The sequence below is a fragment of the Pantoea sp. R102 genome, from assembly GCF_004916815.1.
GTDB lineage: Bacteria > Pseudomonadota > Gammaproteobacteria > Enterobacterales > Enterobacteriaceae > Pantoea > Pantoea dispersa.
The window spans coordinates 1-17,199 of sequence record NZ_SDFT01000026.1; the positions used below are offsets into that span (position 1 = coordinate 1).

19 protein-coding genes and 1 pseudogene are annotated in these 17,199 nt (G+C 59.6%); 15 read left to right on the plus strand and 5 right to left on the minus strand.

What is annotated here, in order from left to right; genetic code table 11:
• From ERD80_RS03350 to ugpC, 4 genes are all read left to right on the plus strand, one after another.
• Nucleotides 1-638, plus strand: a 638-nt coding sequence (locus ERD80_RS03350) for a sugar ABC transporter permease (RefSeq protein WP_136545740.1), incomplete at its 5' end; no start/stop codon positions are given.
• Complete coding sequence (locus tag ERD80_RS03355) at nucleotides 628-1,467, plus strand: carbohydrate ABC transporter permease (protein ID WP_058758999.1); 840 nt, start codon at nucleotides 628-630, stop codon at nucleotides 1,465-1,467. The genes ERD80_RS03350 and ERD80_RS03355, both read left to right, overlap by 11 nt.
• Nucleotides 1,464-2,417, plus strand: a complete 954-nt coding sequence (locus tag ERD80_RS03360; protein ID WP_136545742.1) for a carbohydrate kinase family protein — start codon at nucleotides 1,464-1,466, stop codon at nucleotides 2,415-2,417. Before ERD80_RS03355 ends, ERD80_RS03360 begins: the two co-directional genes overlap by 4 nt.
• A gap of 3 nt (nucleotides 2,418-2,420) precedes the next feature.
• Nucleotides 2,421-3,503, plus strand: coding sequence for a sn-glycerol-3-phosphate ABC transporter ATP-binding protein UgpC (gene ugpC / locus ERD80_RS03365; RefSeq protein WP_136545744.1), 1,083 nt, complete (start codon nucleotides 2,421-2,423; stop codon nucleotides 3,501-3,503).
• Nucleotides 3,504-3,621: 118 nt separating this feature from the next.
• Here the strand turns inward: ugpC and ERD80_RS03370 are convergent, their stop codons facing one another.
• Nucleotides 3,622-5,031, minus strand: a complete 1,410-nt coding sequence (locus tag ERD80_RS03370; RefSeq protein WP_136545746.1) for an MFS transporter — start codon at nucleotides 5,029-5,031, stop codon at nucleotides 3,622-3,624.
• Between the two features lie 115 nt (nucleotides 5,032-5,146).
• On the opposite strand from ERD80_RS03370, the gene ERD80_RS03375 reads away from it, so the two are divergent.
• The 5 genes from ERD80_RS03375 to ERD80_RS03390 all read left to right on the plus strand — a co-directional run bounded on the left by ERD80_RS03375 (nucleotide 5,147) and on the right by ERD80_RS03390 (nucleotide 7,334).
• Nucleotides 5,147-6,001, plus strand: coding sequence for a helix-turn-helix transcriptional regulator (locus ERD80_RS03375; RefSeq protein ID WP_058770343.1), 855 nt, complete (start codon nucleotides 5,147-5,149; stop codon nucleotides 5,999-6,001).
• Nucleotides 6,002-6,100: 99 nt separating this feature from the next.
• Nucleotides 6,101-6,346: an AbrB/MazE/SpoVT family DNA-binding domain-containing protein gene (locus ERD80_RS03380; RefSeq protein WP_058770344.1), complete on the plus strand. Its 246-nt coding sequence runs from the start codon at nucleotides 6,101-6,103 to the stop codon at nucleotides 6,344-6,346.
• On the plus strand, nucleotides 6,346-6,678 hold the full coding sequence (gene mazF, locus ERD80_RS03385) for an endoribonuclease MazF (RefSeq protein WP_058770345.1): 333 nt from the start codon (nucleotides 6,346-6,348) through the stop codon (nucleotides 6,676-6,678). Before ERD80_RS03380 ends, mazF begins: the two co-directional genes overlap by 1 nt.
• 105 nt (nucleotides 6,679-6,783) lie before the next feature.
• On the plus strand, nucleotides 6,784-6,957 hold the full coding sequence (locus ERD80_RS22390; protein ID WP_021508895.1) for a hypothetical protein: 174 nt from the start codon (nucleotides 6,784-6,786) through the stop codon (nucleotides 6,955-6,957).
• A 29-nt stretch (nucleotides 6,958-6,986) separates the two neighbouring features.
• Complete coding sequence (locus ERD80_RS03390) at nucleotides 6,987-7,334, plus strand: hypothetical protein (protein WP_021508894.1); 348 nt, start codon at nucleotides 6,987-6,989, stop codon at nucleotides 7,332-7,334.
• 39 nt (nucleotides 7,335-7,373) lie between these two features.
• Here the strand turns inward: ERD80_RS03390 and ERD80_RS03395 are convergent, their stop codons facing one another.
• Nucleotides 7,374-8,567, minus strand: coding sequence for a zinc-dependent alcohol dehydrogenase (locus ERD80_RS03395; protein WP_136545748.1), 1,194 nt, complete (start codon nucleotides 8,565-8,567; stop codon nucleotides 7,374-7,376).
• Between the two features lie 263 nt (nucleotides 8,568-8,830).
• Between ERD80_RS03395 and ERD80_RS03400 the strand changes: the two genes are divergently transcribed.
• On the plus strand, nucleotides 8,831-9,538 hold the full coding sequence (locus tag ERD80_RS03400) for a phage antirepressor KilAC domain-containing protein (RefSeq protein WP_059009298.1): 708 nt from the start codon (nucleotides 8,831-8,833) through the stop codon (nucleotides 9,536-9,538).
• Between the two features lie 34 nt (nucleotides 9,539-9,572).
• On the opposite strand, the gene ERD80_RS03405 is transcribed toward ERD80_RS03400, so the two are convergent.
• Both ERD80_RS03405 and ERD80_RS03410 read right to left on the minus strand, forming a co-directional pair.
• A complete protein-coding gene (locus ERD80_RS03405) occupies nucleotides 9,573-9,788 on the minus strand; it encodes a hypothetical protein (RefSeq protein WP_168926248.1) in 216 nt (71 codons plus the stop codon).
• Nucleotides 9,789-9,929: 141 nt separating this feature from the next.
• Nucleotides 9,930-11,201: an FAD-binding oxidoreductase gene (locus ERD80_RS03410; protein WP_348769904.1), complete on the minus strand. Its 1,272-nt coding sequence runs from the start codon at nucleotides 11,199-11,201 to the stop codon at nucleotides 9,930-9,932.
• 117 nt (nucleotides 11,202-11,318) lie between these two features.
• On the opposite strand from ERD80_RS03410, the gene ERD80_RS03415 reads away from it, so the two are divergent.
• Genes ERD80_RS03415 through crtB form a run of 5 tightly spaced genes read left to right on the plus strand, consistent with a single transcriptional unit; the run spans nucleotide 11,319 to nucleotide 17,089 of the window.
• On the plus strand, nucleotides 11,319-12,224 hold the full coding sequence (locus tag ERD80_RS03415; protein WP_059009302.1) for a polyprenyl synthetase family protein: 906 nt from the start codon (nucleotides 11,319-11,321) through the stop codon (nucleotides 12,222-12,224).
• 14 nt (nucleotides 12,225-12,238) lie between these two features.
• Nucleotides 12,239-13,516, plus strand: a complete 1,278-nt coding sequence (locus ERD80_RS03420; protein WP_136545754.1) for a glycosyltransferase — start codon at nucleotides 12,239-12,241, stop codon at nucleotides 13,514-13,516.
• Nucleotides 13,516-14,682, plus strand: coding sequence for a lycopene beta-cyclase CrtY (gene crtY / locus ERD80_RS03425; RefSeq protein ID WP_136545756.1), 1,167 nt, complete (start codon nucleotides 13,516-13,518; stop codon nucleotides 14,680-14,682). The genes ERD80_RS03420 and crtY overlap by 1 nt, the downstream gene beginning before the upstream one ends.
• A complete protein-coding gene (locus tag ERD80_RS03430) occupies nucleotides 14,682-16,163 on the plus strand; it encodes a phytoene desaturase (protein ID WP_136545758.1) in 1,482 nt (493 codons plus the stop codon). The genes crtY and ERD80_RS03430 overlap by 1 nt, the downstream gene beginning before the upstream one ends.
• Nucleotides 16,160-17,089, plus strand: a complete 930-nt coding sequence (gene crtB, locus ERD80_RS03435) for a 15-cis-phytoene synthase CrtB (RefSeq protein WP_059009308.1) — start codon at nucleotides 16,160-16,162, stop codon at nucleotides 17,087-17,089. Before ERD80_RS03430 ends, crtB begins: the two co-directional genes overlap by 4 nt.
• Here crtB and ERD80_RS22745 read toward each other — a convergent pair.
• Nucleotides 17,028-17,199: pseudogene (locus ERD80_RS22745) on the minus strand (beta-carotene hydroxylase); the annotation flags it as partial. The gene crtB and the pseudogene ERD80_RS22745 overlap by 62 nt on opposite strands.

Below are 17,199 nucleotides of genomic sequence, written 5' to 3' on the forward strand. Positions count from 1 at the left end.
TGCTGGTTGCGCTGCTGCTCAACCAGAAATTCGCCGGACGTAACGTGTTGCGCGTGCTGGTGATTCTGCCTTGGGCGCTGCCAACTATTGTGAACGCCATGATGTGGCGCCTCAATTTCAATCCGGACTACGGCAGTATCAACGCCCTGCTGACGCAGCTCGGTATCATCGATGGCTACCGCAGCTGGCTGGGATCGCCGGCTTCCGCGCTCAACGCGGTAATGTTTGCCGACATCTGGAAAAACTATCCGCTGGTAACGCTGCTGGTGCTGGCAGCGCTGCAGTCGGTGCCGGAGGATCTCTACGAAGCGGCGCGGCTGGATGGCGCATCGGCATGGCGGCGTTTTCGTGCCATCACCTTTCCGGCGATTGTCGGATCGCTCAGCGTGGCGCTGGTGTTACGCACCATCGACGCCTTTAAGATCTTCGACATCATCTATGTGATGACGCGCGGCGGTCCGGTCGACAGCACCAAAACGCTGAGCTTTTACGTCTATCAGGAATCCTTCAGCTACCTGCGCGCCGGCAGCGGTGCGGCTTATGCCATGTTAATGACGCTGCTGTGCGCAGTGCTGATCACCCTTTACATGCTATTACTGTGGCGGCAGCGCCGTCGGGGAAGTGCCTATGAAGGTTAAACTGCGTACCGGCGCTAAATACGCGGCGGCGCTGCTGGTGGCGCTCTCCGTCGTGGCACCGATGGGCTGGCTGTTTCTGATGAGCGTCAGCGCCACCAGCGATCTGACACGCGTGCCGCTGGAGTGGCTGCCGCGCCAGTGGGATTTCAGCCGCTACGGCAGGCTGATCTCGCTGGAACCCGGCCAGCCCGGCGCGCTGTTTCTGCATGCGCTGGGTAATAGCCTGCTGGTGGCAACCGGCGCAACACTGGTGTGCCTGCTGCTGGCGATTCCGGCGGCGTTCAGCTTCTCGCGCTATCGCGGCCGTGACGGTTGGCTGTTCGCGTCTCTGGCCATCTATATGGTGCCGCCGGTGGCGTTTGTGCTGCCGCTCTACTTTCTGCTGCAGCAGTTCGATCTGCTCAACACCCGACCCGGTTTGATCATCGTGTACTGCTCGCTGATTTTGCCGTTTCTTACCTGGATGCTGAAAAACCAGTTTGATGCCCTGCCGCAGGATATTGAACAGGCCGCGCGTCTTGATGGGCTGCGCGTCTGGCAGGTGCTGCTGCGCATTACGCTGCCGCTGGCGAAACCGGTGCTGGGCGCGGCGGCGCTGTTTGGCTGGCTGCTGGCGTGGGATGAATTTTTCTACGCCCTGCTGTTCACCAGCAACATCGCCGCGCAAACCCTGCCGGTCACGATTGCCGGCTTTACCGCAGGCCGCGCCACCGACGATGGGCTGATTGCCGCCGTCGGCATTCTGGCGTCGGTTCCTCCTCTCTTTATTGCTATCTGGCTGCAAAAAACGCTGGTCAGCGGCCTGGCCAGTGGCGGGAGCAAAGGATGATGAGCAATAAGGAAGCCCGCGCCACGCTCTACGTGGTGGGCAATATCAATGTCGATGTCATCATGGGTACGCTGGACAGCTGGCCGCAGCGCGGCACCGAAGTGATGCTGCAGCACAGTGAGCTGCGTCCGGGCGGTTCGGCGGGCAACTGCGCGCTTGCGCTGGAAGCGATGCAGGTGCGCCATCGCGCCGTCGCTAATCAGGGCGATGACGGCCTCAGCGCATGGTTGGCGAGCCATTTTCCGCACAGCGCGGCGCACTGGACACGCTACCCCTGCGAAACCTCGCTCACCGTTGGCGTTACGCACTCCGATCACGAGCGATCGTTCCTCAGCAATCTCGGTCACATTGTGCGGCTCAGCGCGCTGGACGTGCTGAGCCAGCTCCCGGCGCAAGCCAGCAGCGGCGATATCGTGCTGTTGTGCGGCACGTTTCTCTGCCTGCAACTGTATGACGACTACCCGCAGTTGCTGGCCGAACTGCAGCAGCGCGGGTTTATCACCGCCGTCGATACCGGCTGGCCGCCGCAGGGCTGGAGCGATGAGGTACGCGCGCAGATCGCCCGCTGGCTGCCGCAGTGCGACTGGCTGCTGCTCAATGAAGTCGAAACGCTCGGGCTGAGTGGCACAGATGATCTGCACACCGGCGCGCACCTGCTGGCGCAACGGCTCAGCGGGCGCGGCGGCTGCGTGGTGAAATGCGGTGCGCAGGGCGCGGGCTGCTGGCAACGTCAGCACAGCCTGCAACAGCCTGGTCGCGCGGTCGCGGTGGTCGACACCATCGGTGCCGGCGACAGCTTTAACGCCGGTTTTCTTACCGCGCTGCTGCATCAGCAGGAGCTTGCCACCGCGCTGCAATGGGGCATTGCGGTGGCCTCACTGGCAATCAGCACGCAGCCACGTCGTTATCCCGACTGGCAACAACTGCAACTATGCGCACAGGAGTTTTAAATTATGGCCGGTGTTGAACTCGTTAAAGTGGCCAAGCGCTACGGTAAACAGTCGGTGCTGCATCCGCTCGACCTGACCATTCCCGACGGCAGCTTTACCGTGCTGGTCGGCCCGTCCGGCTGCGGCAAGTCGACGCTGCTGCGCCTGCTCGCCGGACTGGAGAGCCTTTCCGACGGCGCGATTCTGATGGATAAGGTACAGATTAACGATCGCGATCCCGCCGATCGCGACATTGCGATGGTGTTTCAGAGTTATGCGCTCTATCCGCACCTGACGGTGGCCGAAAACCTGGCGTTTCATATGCAGGTGAAAAAGGTACGTCGCGATGAGCAGCAGCAGAAAATCGCGCGCATCGCCGCGATTCTTGGCATTGATAAGTTGCTGCAGCGCTACCCGCGCGCGCTCTCGGGTGGGCAGCGTCAGCGCGTGGCGATGGGCCGCGCCATGGTGCGTAATCCGCAGGTGTTTCTGTTTGACGAACCGCTCTCTAACCTTGATGCCCAGCTGCGCATGGAGCTGCGCGCCGAGATCAAATCGCTGCATCAGCGTTTCAAAACCACCATGGTATATGTCACGCACGATCAGGTAGAAGCGATGACGCTGGCCGACCAGATTGTGGTGATGAAAGAGGGACGCATCGTGCAACAGGGCGCACCGCTGGCGATCTACGATCGTCCGGCAGATACCTTTGTGGCGCGTTTTATTGGTTCGCCGCCCATGAACCTGTTACCGGCACAATTACTGACGCACGATGGCGTGCCGGGCGTGCAGTGTCAGGACTGGTGGCAGCCGCTGCCCGCGCAGTGGCAGGCGGTGGCACGGGAACGTGAAGGCGCTGCCGTGACGCTGGGAGTGCGCCCGCACGATCTGTGCGAAGTGCAGGACGGCGCGCCTGCGAGGGTGAACGTGGTGGAGATTACCGGGGAATCAACTCTGCTGCACCTTGACTGGCACGGTCATGCGCTGCATATGCAGATGGCCGGACGGCATGCGGCCAGCAGTGGCGCGACGCTGCACATCGGTTTCAATCAGCAAAAAATTCATCTGTTCGATGCCGAAAGCGGTTTACGCCTGGCGGAAAATTAAGCGCGGCGCGGTTTTCAGGTGCCGGGGCGCATCAATGCGCACCCGGCCCAAAACCTGTTATTACCTTGCAGGGTCACGGTCTACGGTGACCAGACGGGCTGACTTTTCCCCTCCGGCGTCAGCCTTCAGCCGTCGCCGGCTGGAACGTCCGACGGTTGACGCTGGTCAGCACCACCAGCAGTGCCATCATCAGCAACTCCACCGCCAGCGTACCGCTGATGGCTGCCAGATGATTACCATGCTGATTGATCTGGGTGAACACGCCGCCGAGCAGCATCGGTCCCAGTCCCAGCGCCGATTGCTGCACGGTAGACAGCACCGCACTGCCTGCGCCGGCCTGATGATGCGGCACCCCGCTCATGCCGATGCGGTAGAAGGTGCTGACAATAAACGACTGGCCAAAGCCTATCAGCGCGGTGGCCGGAATCAACGTAACAATGCCCACCTGCGGCCACGCCAGCTGCAGCGTCGCGATCAGCGCCACCAGCCCGACCATCTGAATTGCACAGCCAGACAGTAACGTGGCACGTTTACCATAACGCTCAACCATGCGGGTAGTACGCATTGAGCCAATAAAATAGGCCGCGCCCAGGGCAATAAACGCGTTGCCGGACTGGAAAGCGGTCATGCCGATGCCGGATTGCAGTGTCAGCGCCACCGCAAACATAAAGCCGCTCCAGCAGGAGAAGAACAGCACCGCCAGCGTCAGACCAAAACGCACGCTGGAAAGACGCAGCAGCGAGGGCGGCAGCAGCGGCGATCCGCCAGCGGCTTCCAGTCGCAGCGCGCTGTGGCGCAGCCGATGCAGAAACAGTGGAAACAGCACCAGCAGTAACAGGCACGGCCACGACCAGTGCAGTAGCGGCCCCAGCGCGAGGGCCAGCATCAGACAGCCGATCGCGCCGGCCAGCAGCAGCGTACCGCTCACATCCACCGGCACGCGCTTGAGGTTATGCGTTTCCGGTACGAAGCGGCGCGCGGTCAGCAGGACAAACAGGCAGATCGGCAGGTTGATGAGAAACACGCTGCGCCAGCCGTAGCCGCCAATATCAGCTTTGATCAAAAAACCGCCCAGCACCTGGCCAATAATAAAAGCCAGCCCGCCGATACCGCCGTACAGACCAATCGCCCGCGCATGCGCCCTGCCCTGCAGCGTAACGTGCAGCGTGGCAAGAATCTGCGGCACCATAAAAGCGGCGCCGACGCCCTGCAGCGCGCGCGCAAACATCAGCATGCCGACGCTGTTAGCAATGCCGCACAATAATGACGCAATGCCGAAGATCCAGACGCCGGCTAAAAACACGCGACGGCGGCCAAAGTTATCGCCCAGGCGTCCGCCCATCGCCAGACAAATAGCAAAGGCGATACCGTACACCGCCACGATCAGCGCCAGCGCGATCGGCGAGGCACGCAGCGATTGTGCCATCGCATCCAGCGCGACGTTAACTATGGAAAAGTCGATCATCGGCAATAGCTGCCCGGCCAGCAGGACCACCAGTCCTGCACGTTGAAGTTGCGATGTCTGCATAGCGTTAACCTTGTTTTTAGTTTCACTACGGCATAGCATCACCTAACCATTAAACGGGTACCAGTTCTTGATTATCATGGTATAAATTCTACCCGTCTCGTCTGGAGAGCTGCTGATGAGCACCGCGCAAACCCTTACCCCCGCTGAGCTGAACAACCGTAAATTACTCGGTACTTTTTTACGTACGCGCCGTGAGAGCCTGGATCCTAACCGCCTCGGTTTACCGCGTATGCGTCAGCGCCGCACGCCGGGTTTACGCCGTGAAGAGGTGGCGCAGCTGGCGGATGTCGGCGTCACCTGGTACACCTGGCTGGAACAGGGGCGCGATATCAAAGCCTCCACCAAAACGCTGACGGCCATTGCCAGCGCCCTGCAATGCAATGATGTTGAGACACAGCATCTGTTTTCGCTGGCCGGACACACCCTGCCATCGACGCGCGTCGCCGCTGCCTGCTGCAAACTCGCCGGACATAATCAGCAAATGCTGGATGCCATTCAGCTACCGGCGATCATCGAAACGCCGCGCTTCGATATCCTTGGCTATAACCAGGCGTGGTGTGCGCTGATGGGCGTCGATTTAGCCCAGATCGCGCCGGAAGATCGCAACTGTATCTGGCTGGCGTTCAACCATGCCGGCTGGCGCAATGTGATGACCGACTGGGACGAAGTGATGCCACAGATGGTGGCGATGTTTCGCGGTCAGATGGGCGAGCATCTGGGCGATCCGCACTGGGAGAGCTTCCTGGCGCGATTGCTGAACAGTTCCGATGAGTTCGCGCACACCTGGCAGCGCTACGAACTGGGCAAGGTAGAAAACCGCGTGAAACGCTTTTACCGTGCCGAAGTGGGCGAAATGACGCTGCGCCAGAACAACTGGTGGTCGGCGTCACGCAACGGCGACCGCCTGCTGGTGTATGTGCCGGATGATGCCGCCAGCGCAGCGGCGCTGCAACAGTTAACGGCGCGCTGAATTCTGCCGCTTTCTTAACATGTCAGGCTGAAGGTGTTTATACGTTGTATCAACATCATCACGGCTATACAATGTATACACATTCTTCGGAGGCCTGTTATGACGACCGTCACCTTAAAGAAATGGGGCAACAGTCCCTCGATTCGCATTCCGTCCAGCGTGATGCAATCCGCGTCGCTCAGCGTGGACGATAAACTGGAACTCAGCGTTGAAGATGGCAAACTGATCCTTGTGCCGCTCAGGGAAAAGGTGTATTCACTGGACGCTCTGCTGGACGAAATCACCGACGATAACGTTCATGATAAAATTGATTTTGGACCTTCAGTGGGCAAGGAAAGAATCTGATGGTGTCACGTTTTGTTCCCGATGCAGGCGATCTCATCTGGCTGGATTTTGATCCCACCCTCGGCCATGAACAGGGCGGCCATCGTCCTGCGGTTGTGCTGAGTCCCTTTGCCTATAACAACAAGGTCGGCATGTTGTTGTGCGTCCCGTGTACCACCCAGGTCAAAGGCTATCCTTTTGAAGTTTCCCTTACCGGTAGCCGTGATAGTGTGGCGCTGGCCGATCAGGTCACCTCCATCGACTGGCGCGCCAGAAAAGTGGTGAAAAAAAGCCATGTGACCGCCGAGGAACTGAGTGAGATTCGCGCTAAAGCTAAAGCGCTGATTGGCTGACGTCCGTTATCTTTGCCATCGCCACCGATAAGAATGTCCTGCGCTATCCCCAACCTTATTTATCCTGACTATGCTTATCAGACGATAATAAATTCAGGAGAGCGCATGAAACTACTTTATTTCGTTTCGCTTATTGCTGCAGCCGGTTATTTACTGGCTTTCTTACCTAAACTTCGCACCCGCCGCGAGCCTGTGGCTTATTGGGGGTGCTGGGCTTATTTAGGTCTGAACGCGGTATATTGGGCAGTATTTGCGTTTCGCTATTATTTTCTGCGCTAACCGTGGTAACGTCATGAAGGAGTTATGTTATGTCAGAAAACAATCGCGATCGGATGCCCTATTTACTCTATTTTTCCCGTCAGCGTTTACTGGTGGAAAATATCGACGGCCATATCGTTGATATTGGCGGTGCGGAAAGAGTGGGCGATCGTTATCGCTGGCAGCTGGATGGTAAAGATGCCGGGGGAGAAACGGAGCAGGAAGTGGACGAATTACTGGCCGAGGTGGAAAAACACCTGAGCTTTTTGTTCGTCGATGGCCAGTTTACCAGCCTGCCCGATGTCAGTGCTGATTATGGCGATCGGCTGGATAACGCGCCCTCACGGCAAATTGCACTACCCGAGCTCAACGACCGCGATGAAGATATCGTGCGTTAAGCCACGGAAGCAGGCTGCCGTCAGGCAGCCTGTCAGCACTCAGGTCGCCGGCGTGGTACTGGCCATACCGGGCACCAGAATCACTTTACGGCAATCCTCTTTACGTTTTTCAAAGATTTCATAGCCGCGCGCGGCCTCTTCCAGCGGCATATGGTGCGTCACAATCTCTTCCGGCGTCAGCAGCCCTTGCTCAATCAGCGACAGCAGGCGCGGTAAATAGGCCTGCACATGCGTCTGGCCCATTTTAAACGTCAGTCCTTTATCGAATGCATCGCCAAACAGGAAGCCGTGGATAAAGCCGGCATACACGCCCGGCACGCTGACCACACCGCCACGGCGTACCGCCGCAATACACTGCCGCAGCGCCTTCCCGCTGCTGCCCTCCAGCTTCAGATTACTCATCACCGTTTCCGTCAGGCTGCCCTTGGCTTCAAAACCTACCGCATCGATTACCGCATCAACGCCCCGGTGGCCCTGGGTATGATCAATGATCCAGCCAGCAGGATCGTCGATTTCATCAAAATTGATCGGCGTAACCCCATAGCGCTGGCGGGCAAATTCCAGTCGATAAGCGTTGTGGTCAATCATAAAGATCTCTTCCGCCCCTACCAGGCGCGCGCAGGCGGCGCTCAGTAACCCGACCGGGCCGGCGCCAAAAATGGCGACGCTGGAGCCTTTATCCAGCCCGGCATTTTGCACTGCCTGCCAGGCGGTGGGCAGGATATCGGAGAGAAACAGCACTTTCTCATCCGGAAGCGCCAGCGGCACTTTAAACGGCCCGACATTGGCTTTTGGCACCCGGACATATTCCGCCTGGCCGCCCGGCACGCCGCCGTACAGTTTGCTGTAGCCAAATAACGCTGCAGGCGAGGTAATATTTTTCTTGTTTAAAATAGCACCGCGCCCGCTATTGGTATTTTCACAGGCCGCATACTGATGCAGATGACAAAAGAAACAGTCGCCACAGGCAATAACAAAGGGCACCACAACGCGATCGCCAATTTTCACGTTGGTAACCTCACTCCCCGCTTCCACCACTTCACCCATAAATTCGTGACCAAATATATCACCGTGATCGGTACCGGGAATTTTCCCGCGATAAAGATGTAAGTCGGAGCCGCAAATTGCCGTCGCGGTGACGCGTAAAATAATGTCGTCCGGCTGCTCTAAAATCGGGTCAGGAACAGTTTCAACGCGCACCCGATGTGGGCCATGATAAGTTAACGCTTTCATAATCAGCTCCTCATAAATAAGCGTAACGAAAGGCTGTCTTTATTTAACCTGAATCGCTTAAGCCTGGTAGTAATAGTCGAATAGGCAAGCGTATCGGTATCGGGTGCAGAGCGGGGTCCGGCGCAGTTGCGCTTTGTGCGATATCTCGCAGAGAGGCATTTCTTACAGTAACGGCTAAAAATAATACTGGATATGCAAACAGTATATTGTATACTTATCCAGCAGTCTGAAGGACTGTTCCACGTTTGTAAGAGGTGATACTGATGATGATCTCAACGGAAAGTCTTGCTGCTCTCAACGCAACTCTGCTGATGAGCAGCCGTGAAATTGCCAGAATAACCGGCATCACGCATGGCGAAGTGAAGCGCCTGATTAAAAGCCTGGAAACCGCGCAGCGCCTTTCCCAGCCTGTCACGGTGAATCATTACGAGCATGAAGGTGAGACACGTCAGGAGTTCCAGCTGAATAAACGTGACTCGCTGCTGGCGGTTGCTCGTCTTTCCCCCGGCTTTACCGCCGAACTGCTGGACCGCTGGCAGGAGCGGGAAGAATTCACCCATCTGCCCGACTTCACCAATCCGGCGGAAGCGGCCCGTGCCTGGGCAGAACAGTTTGAGCAACGCCGTGCGGCGGAACAGCAACTGGCGCTGACGGCCCCAAAGGCAGAATTCTTTGATCGCTTTGTTGATGTGCACGAGTCGCTGGGTTTTCGCCAGCTGTGCAAAATGCTCAAGGTGAAAGAGCCGGAGTTTCGGCAGTTTCTGCTTGAGCGCAACATTATGTACCGTGACAAAGGTGCGCTGACGCCACAGCAGCACCATCTGCAGGCTGGTTATTTTGCACTGCGCAGCGGAATGGGTGAAAACCAGCATGCTTTTTCGCAGGCACGGTTTACCGCGAAAGGTGTGAAGTGGGTTGCCAGCCTGTGGGCCGGTCATGTCGCTGCACGGCCAAATGGTGTCGCTGCCTGATATTCAGCCGGTCAGGACGACCGGCTGGATTCGCTTAGCGCTGATGGCGGCGGCGCTGGAGCCGATGGCGAAACTGCCTGACCTCTAAGCGTGACCAGCAGCGAGAGGAGAGCGGCAGGCTGTCATCAACCGCCGCCGGCAGCGGCAATTTTTCCAGCGTGCCACGATTACACATAGCACGCGCCAGCGTGGTACAGGGGATATCAAGGTAATGCGCCATCTGCGGCAGCGTCATCAGGGTGGTACGCATACTCACCTCCATTTGGCTTATGTTTCGCCTTCCATGGTTGAGCAGCCCGGCAGATGTTTTTTTGATCGCGATCAGCCTACGCCTTAATTCAGGTTAAAAATTAATCAATCTGCCACCCTGTGGTCTGCGCCATCGCTTCGCTCACTGTGCCGCCGGAAAGTTTCGCTGAATCGGTGCAAACGCGCTGGCGGCTTTGCCGATCAGCCGTTGTGGCCGGAACTCTTTCAGCAGGTCGCTGGGACTGTCGCCGATCAGCTCCTCCGCCACCAGCCTGCCAATCAGCGGTGACAGCGTGACGCCGCTGTGCGTCACCGCGACATACACGCGCTGATGCGGGGTGACAAAGCCCAGCGCCGGCAAGCCATCAGCCGGACGCGCCCGCTGCCCGACCACAATCTGCTCGATCTGCAACGCACCGGCCGTGGCAAACAGCGCACGGTAGCGCTCACGAAACTGATCGGCGATGGCGCCATGAGTCGACGGCGGCGCGCCCGGATCGGCCAGATGATCGAGATCCAGCGCCTGTAACAGTAACCGCCCGCCGCCGTCCGGCCGCACGTTCAGCTGCGGAGAAATCAGGTTGGTGCCAAGCGATAACGGCTGTGGTGCGGTGCGCGCCAGAAAGCTGCAGGCCACCGCATCAGGCTTGCTGGTGTCAATCAGCGCCAGTTCCAGACCAAGCGTATGCAGCAGCTGATTGGCCCAGCGTCCGGTCGCCAGCACCAGACGATCACCCTGCCACTGCTCACCCTGCTCCAGCTGCACCGTCACGCCTTCCGCATTTTCACTAATGTGCTGAATCGCCTGATGCTGATGCAGTACCGCGCCGTGCGCCTGCGCCTCTGACCACAGCCGTGCCAGATACAGCGCCGGATAGAGCACCGATTCCGTTGGAAAATGCCAGATGCTGCCGTGTACCGCAGACGCGCGCAGTTCAGGAATTTCCTGCTGCAGCTCGGCCAGCGTTCTTTGCCGTGCCGCATAGCCAGCGGCCTGCAAGGCGGTGGCACGCTGCTGCAGTTGCTGTTCGGCTTCACCCGCGCCGGCCCACTCCCAGGTGCCACAAGGTTCCAGCCAGCGCACGCCATTGGTCTGCGTCAGCTGCAGCCGGATATGCTCCTCCATCGCCAGCGCATTGAGGCGGTGATAGCTGGCAGGCTGTTTGCCGTTGGAGTTTACCCAGGCAAATGTGGTGCTGCTGGTGCCCGCGCCCATGTGTTGCCGGTCAAAGAGGGTCACCTGCGCGCCCTGCCTTGCCAGCGCCCACGCCACGGCGAGGCCGATCACACCCGCACCGATTACCGCCACTTTTTGCGTCGTCATAGCTGTCTCCTCTGATTGCCCGTCATCATAGCAGTCACCGCAGCGAAAACTGGCCTGAGGGTCATAGGAATTACTTCTCAGATTATTCAATAAATAAAAAAAGCGTGACGGTGCGTTAAAGTCGCTTCGCTCGCTGGCGCACTCCCCTTACCGGGTCTACGGTTAATTGAAAAAGCACAAGAATTTAACTAACCATGGAAAGCCGCTATGACCGCCCATGTCGATACCACAGCAAGCCAGGAAAGCGATCTCCTTCAGTTGCATCACGCATTGCAGGCCCATCTTGAACATTTATTGCCTGCCGGGCAGCAGGCCGATCGTGTTCGGGCTGCGATGCGTGCCGGCACGCTGGCACCGGGCAAACGTATTCGTCCGCTCTTGCTGCTGCTGGCAGCACGCGATATGGGCTGTGACGTGGCGCAGCACGGCATCCTTGATCTTGCCTGTGCGGTCGAAATGGTGCACGCCGCCTCACTGATCCTTGACGATATTCCGTCAATGGATAACGCCCGGATGCGACGTGGACGCCCGGCAATCCACTGTGAATATGGGGAAAACGTGGCGATCCTGGCGGCGGTCGCGCTACTCAGCCGCGCCTTTGAGGTGATTGCACTCGCGCCGGGTCTGCCGGCAACGCACAAAGCCGAAGCCATTGCCGAGCTCTCCTCTGCCGTGGGCCTGCAGGGACTGGTTCAGGGTCAGTTCCAGGATCTGCATGACGGCGCACACAGCCGCAGTCCGGAAGCCATCACCCTGACCAACGAACTGAAAACCAGCGTCCTGTTTCGCGCCACGCTGCAGATGGCGGCGATTGCGGCCGATGCGTCAGTGCAGGTGCGTCAGCGTTTAAGCTATTTTGCGCAGGATTTAGGTCAGGCATTCCAGTTACTGGACGACCTGGCAGATGGCTCTAAACACACCGGCAAGGACTGTCATCAGGATCAGGGCAAATCCACGCTGGTGCAGATGCTGGGCCCGGAAGGGGCTGAACGTCGTCTGCGCGACCATTTAAGCAGTGCCGATGCACATCTTGCCTGCGCCTGCCATCGCGGTGTCGCCACCCGTCAATATATGCACGCCCTGTTTAATCAACAGCTGGCGATGTTCAACTGAAGCCGGTCATACCTATGGGGCATTTTGCCGTTATTGCGCCACCGCTCTACAGCCACTTTCACGCATTGCAGGCGCTGGCGCAAACGCTGCTGGCGCGCGGACATCGCATCACCTTTATCCAGCAAAGTGATGCACGCACCTTGCTGAGCGACGAGCGCATTGCCTTTGTGGCCGTCGGCGAGCGCACGCATCCTGCCGGATCGCTCTCCAGCGAACTCAGGCGGCTGGCCGCACCGGGCGGGCTGTCGCTGTTTCGCGTGATTCACGATCTGGCCAGCACCACCGATATGCTATGCCGCGAACTGCCCGCGGTGCTGCAACGGCTGCAGGTCGATGGCGTGATTGCCGATCAAATGGAAGCGGCGGGTGGTCTGGTGGCAGAGGCGTTACAGCTGCCGTTCGTGTCGGTGGCCTGCGCGCTGCCGGTCAATCGCGAAGCGGCCATTCCGCTGGCGGTGATGCCCTTTCGCTTTGCTCAGGATGAGAAAGCGCTGCAGCGCTATCAGGCCAGCAGTGACATCTACGACCGCATCATGCGTCGTCATGGCGCTGTCATCGCTCGTCATGCGCGCGCCTTCGGCCTGCCCGAACGCCATGGCTTACATCAGTGTCTGTCGCCGCTGGCGCAAATCAGTCAGCTGGTGCCCGCTTTTGATTTTCCACGCCAGCAACTGCCAGCCTGCTATCACAGCGTGGGTCCGCTGCGGACTCCAGTTGCTAGCGGCGCGCTCGCCGCACCCTGGCCAGCGCTGCGCCAGCCGGTGGTGTATGCCTCGCTGGGCACGCTACAGGGGCATCGCTTTCGCCTGTTTCTGCATCTGGCTCAGGCCTGCCGCAATCAGCAGCTGTCGCTGGTGGTGGCACACTGTGGCGGGTTGACCGCCAGCCAGGCACATCAGCTCAGACTGGCCGGTGCTGCGTGGGTGACCGATTTTGTGGATCAGCGGGCGGCGCTGCAGCATGCGCAACTGTTTATCACTCACGCCGGTCTGAACAGTGCGCTGGAAGCACTGGAGTGTGGCACGCCGATGCTGGCGCTGCCGATCGCCTTCGATCAGCCCGGCGTGGCGGCACGTATTGAGTGGCACGGCGTCGGCCGGCGCGCCTCACATTTCAGCCGCGTCGCGCAGCTGGAGCACCACCTGCAACAGTTGCTGAGTGACGATCGCTATCGTCTGCGCATGTCAGCCATTCAGGCGCAGCTGCAGCGGGCCGGTGGCTGTACGCGCGCGGCGGATATTGTCGAGCAGGCGCTGTGTCAGCAGCAAATCGTGCTGGCGGAGGCCACCTGATGCGCGCACCTTACGATGTCATTCTGGTCGGTGCCGGCCTGGCTAACGGGCTGATTGCGCTGCGTTTACGCCAGCTGCAGCCCGCACTTAAGGTTTTGCTGCTGGAGAGTCAGGCGCAGCCGGCCGGCAATCATACCTGGTCGTTCCATCGCGAAGACGTCAGCGAAGCGCAGTTCCGCTGGCTCGAACCGCTGCTTTCGGCGCGCTGGCCCGGTTATCAGGTACGCTTCCCCACCCTGCGTCGCCAGATGGATGGTGAATATTGCTCCATTGCCTCGGAGGATTTTGCCCGGCACTTGCAGCAGGTGCTCGGTGCCGCGCTACGCACCGCAGCGCCGGTCAGCGAGGTCTCGCCCACCGGGGTCAGACTGGCGGATGGCGGGATGTTACAGGCGCAGGCGGTGATTGACGGACGCGGGATGCAGCCGACACCGCATCTGCAGCTCGGCTATCAGGCATTTGTCGGTCAGGAGTGGCAGCTGGCCGCGCCGCATGGCCTGCAGCAGCCAATATTGATGGACGCCAGCGTCGATCAGCAGCAGGGTTATCGCTTTGTTTACACCCTGCCGCTCAGTGCCAGCCGTCTACTGATTGAAGATACCCATTATATCAACCATGCCACGCTGGATGCCGCACAGGCGCGCCGGCACATCACGGACTATGCCCACCAGCGCGGCTGGAATCTGCGCCAGCTGCTGCGCGAGGAGCACGGCTCGCTGCCGATCACGCTCAGCGGCGATATCGATCAGTTCTGGCAACAGCAGCACGGACAACCGTGCAGCGGGCTGCGCGCCGGACTGTTTCACGCCACCACCGGTTACTCGCTGCCTGCGGCAGTGGCGCTGGCGGAGAAGATTGCCAGCACGCTGCCCGCCGATGCCCACACGCTGAGCCACTGCATCGAATCCTTTGCCCGTCAGCACTGGCGCGAGCAGCGCTTTTTCCGTCTGTTAAATCGCATGCTGTTTCTTGCCGGACGGCCTGAACAGCGCTGGCGCGTAATGCAGCGTTTTTACCGGCTTGACGCCGGATTGATTAGCCGCTTTTACGCCGGGCAACTGCGCCTCAGCGATAAAGCACGCATTCTGTGCGGCAAACCGCCGGTCCCTCTCGGCGAAGCGCTGCGCGCATTGATGATGACCTCTCCGTTACCAGGGAAGAAATAATGAAACGCACCTATGTGATTGGCGCAGGCTTCGGTGGCCTGGCGCTGGCGATTCGTCTGCAAGCGGCCGGCGTGCCGGTCACGCTGCTGGAACAGCGCGATAAGCCCGGCGGGCGCGCCTATGTTTATCAGGATCAGGGTTTTACCTTTGATGCCGGTCCGACGGTGATTACCGATCCCAGCGCTATCGAGGCGCTGTTTACGCTGGCAGGCAAGCAACTCAGTGATTATGTCGACCTGATGCCGGTGACGCCGTTTTATCGCCTGTGCTGGGAAGACGGCAGGCAGCTGGACTACGACAACAACCAGACACAGCTCGAGCAGCAGATTGCCACCTTTAACCCGCAGGATGTCGCCGGTTACCGCCAGTTTCTGGCCTATTCACAGGATGTGTTTCGTGAGGGCTATCTGAAACTTGGCACCGTGCCTTTTCTGCATTTCCGCGACATGCTGCGTGCCGGGCCACAGCTGGGTCGGCTGCAGGCCTGGCGCAGTGTCTACAGCATGGTGGCGAAATTTATTCAGGACGATCATCTGCGCCAGGCTTTTTCCTTTCACTCGTTGCTGGTCGGCGGTAATCCTTTTGCAACGTCTTCGATCTATACCTTAATTCACGCACTGGAGCGCGAATGGGGCGTGTGGTTTCCGCGCGGCGGTACCGGTGCGCTGGTTGATGGCATGGCGCGACTGTTTCGCGATTTGGGCGGTGAATTGCTGCTCAACGCCGAAGTCAGCCAGCTGGAGACCGAGGGTAACCGCATCAGCGGTGTCCAGCTGAAGGATGGGCGCCGTTTTGCCGCCGCCGCCGTTGCGTCAAATGCTGACGTGGTGCATACCTACGATCGCCTGTTGAGCCAGCACCCTGCGGCGCGTAAACGCGCGGCGACGCTGAAGCGCAAGCGGATGAGCAACTCGCTGTTTGTTCTCTATTTTGGTCTTAATCATGCCCACCCGCAGCTGGCGCACCACACCGTGTGCTTTGGTCCGCGCTATCGTGGATTGATCGATGAGATCTTCAATAGCAGCCAGCTGGCGGAAGATTTCTCGCTGTATCTGCACGCGCCCTGCTCCAGCGATCCGTCGCTGGCACCGGCAGGCTGCGGCAGTTTTTACGTGCTGGCGCCGGTGCCGCATCTCGGTACCGCCGCAATTGACTGGCAACAGGAAGGACCGCGCTTGCGCGATCGCATTTTTGCTTATCTGGAGGAGCACTATATGCCGGGTCTGCGACAGCAGTTAGTGACACACCGTATGTTTACGCCGTTTGATTTTCGCGACACGCTGCACGCGCATCAGGGCTCAGCGTTTTCGCTCGAACCCATTTTGACGCAAAGTGCCTGGTTCCGGCCGCATAACCGCGATGCCGACATCACTAACCTTTATCTGGTGGGGGCTGGCACGCATCCCGGTGCCGGTGTGCCAGGCGTGATCGGCTCCGCGAAAGCGACCGCCCAGTTGATGGTGGAGGATCTGACCGGATGAACCAACCGCCGCTGATTGAGCAGGTCACCCAAACCATGGCGCAGGGCTCCAAAAGTTTCGCCAGCGCTACCCGGCTGTTTGATCCTCCAACGCGCCGCAGTACGCTGATGCTGTACGCATGGTGTCGTCACTGTGACGATGTGATAGATGGTCAGACGCTGGGCGAAGGCGGCACGCAGCACGCGGTGGCGGATGCCCAGGCGCGGATGCGCCACCTGCAAATCGAAACCCGCCGCGCCTACAGCGGTGCCCACATGGATGAACCGGCGTTTCGTGCCTTTCAGGAAGTGGCGCTGACGCATCAGCTTCCCCAGCAGCTGGCGTTTGATCATCTGGAAGGGTTTGCGATGGATGCGCGTGAAGAACGTTACGCGTGTTTCGGGGACACGCTGCGTTACTGCTATCACGTGGCCGGCGTGGTGGGGTTAATGATGGCGCGCGTGATGGGCGTACGTGATGAGCGCGTACTCGATCACGCCTGTGATTTGGGTCTGGCGTTTCAGCTGACCAATATCGCACGGGATATCGTTGAGGACGCGGAGAATGGCCGTTGCTATCTGCCACAAAGCTGGCTGGATGAGGCCGGACTGAGCGCCGCTCAGCTTGCCGATCCGCAACATCGCGCAGCGCTGGCCCCGCTGGCGGCGCGTCTGGTGCGCGAGGCTGAACCTTACTATCAGTCAGCGCGCAGCGGGCTACCCGGACTGCCGCTCCGTTCGGCGTGGGCGATCGCCACCGCGCGCGGCGTCTATCGGGAAATTGGCGTAAAAGTGCAGCATGCCGGTGCCCGGGCGTGGGATGCGCGCCAGCGTACCAGTAAAGGCGAAAAGCTGGCGCTGCTGGTGAAAGGTGCCGGCGTCGCGCTTACTTCGCGCCTTGCTCATCCCCAGGCGCGTCCTGCCGGTCTGTGGCAGCGTCCGCGTTGACACGACGCCCATGGCGCTGGCGCAGCGTCGCCTGCAGCTTGTGCAGCGGCGGGGCGTAAAGAAAGCCAAAGGAAACGCAGCCCTCCCGTCCCCGCACCGCATGATGCATG